The following is a 1218-nucleotide window of genomic DNA, read 5'->3' as shown; positions in this document are numbered from 1 at the left end:
GCCGCTATGCCGCGCTTAAAGCCGCATTAACCAACAACAACGACTAAAGATACCGGATATTTAAGGAGTTAATTATGTCAGCCCACTCAATCTTAAATTTAATGCGTGAACTGGATTTACGCGGAGCTCTGTCAGCTTTCGAACGCCTCGTCTCCTCCCCTCAGGAGCTTGATGCCATGCCCGCGCAGCTGCTGCTTGAGACCTTATTGCAAAACGAGGTCAACGACCGCTTGACCCGTAAGCAGCACAGCTTACTTAGAATGTCGCATCTGCCTTATGTCATTTCTCCCTCCGACATCGCTTATGACAACATCCGCGGTGAAGAGTTCAAAGCTAAACTCGTGTCTTTAATGACTTTGGATTTTATCAGGCTCGGCCAGAATCTCACCGTCTTCGGCAGTGCCGGCACCGGTAAAAGTTTTGTGGCCGTGATGCTGGGTCGACTGGCATGCATGTCGGGATATACGACTTTGTATTATTCATCTTCAGAGCTTATCGACAACTTGCAATTATCTTACGGCTCACCTAACTATCAGTCCAAGCTTAGAACTCTTGCCGTCAAATCCCTGCTGATTTTGGATGATTTTTGTCTGACCGACTACACTCCTGCTGCCCAAAATATCCTCTTTGACGTGCTTAATGCCCGCTACGGCAAAAAGAGTACCGTTATCGTGTCACAGAAACTACCCGATGCCTGGCTTGATATGCTGGGAGCCTCCGCCTTGGCTGAATCCATCGTTGAACGTGCCGGCAACAACAATTACACCTTAATTTTGAAAGGAGACTCCCGCCGCTCTTCGCTTGATTGAAAATTAATTTTATCTCTTAAAGGCTCTTTCTTTAGGAATGGGCCTTTTTTTTATGTTAATCATCAGGTCTTTACTCAGATCCTGCAATGATTTTCAACGATCATTCGATGATATTTTGCGATCGTGCCGTGATTTTGCCGGATCCTGTTATGCTTTTAGCAGATCATTTATATGATTTTATTTGATAAAACATAAAGTTAATTAAAATCAAACTTTTTTACGGTAAAAACTCTGTACAAAAGTGTTGACAAATAATTACTTTGTCATGCAGGATAAAAAAAGAACAAAATGATGTGAAAGAAACATCCGGTTGGAACTGAAAAATCACTCCGAGATGATCCGCGCTCTGCTCTGAGTTTTCGGATCTTCTTACGATAATATTCTCAGATCTTCTTCGTAATATTTAACA

The 1218-nt window shown here is 42.9% G+C and carries 1 protein-coding gene; it reads left to right on the top strand.

Annotated features, from left to right (window positions below):
• Positions 1-74: 74 nt before the first annotated feature.
• On the top strand, positions 75-809 hold the full coding sequence (locus tag HMPREF9444_RS05330) for an ATP-binding protein (RefSeq protein WP_040909275.1): 735 nt from the start codon (positions 75-77) through the stop codon (positions 807-809).
• The last annotated feature ends 409 nt before the right edge of the window (positions 810-1218 follow it).

Origin of the sequence: Succinatimonas hippei YIT 12066 (assembly GCF_000188195.1) — a bacterium.
GTDB classification, from domain to species: Bacteria; Pseudomonadota; Gammaproteobacteria; order Enterobacterales; family Succinivibrionaceae; genus Succinatimonas; species Succinatimonas hippei.
Note: the sequence above shows the minus strand (reverse complement) of the source record. Positions and strands in the feature narration are given on the sequence as shown.

Excerpts from the sequence above, each read along its gene's own strand:
- HMPREF9444_RS05330 (WP_040909275.1), top strand. The coding sequence starts at position 75 with ATGTCAGCCCACTCAATCTTAAATTTAATGCGTGAACTGGATTTACGC.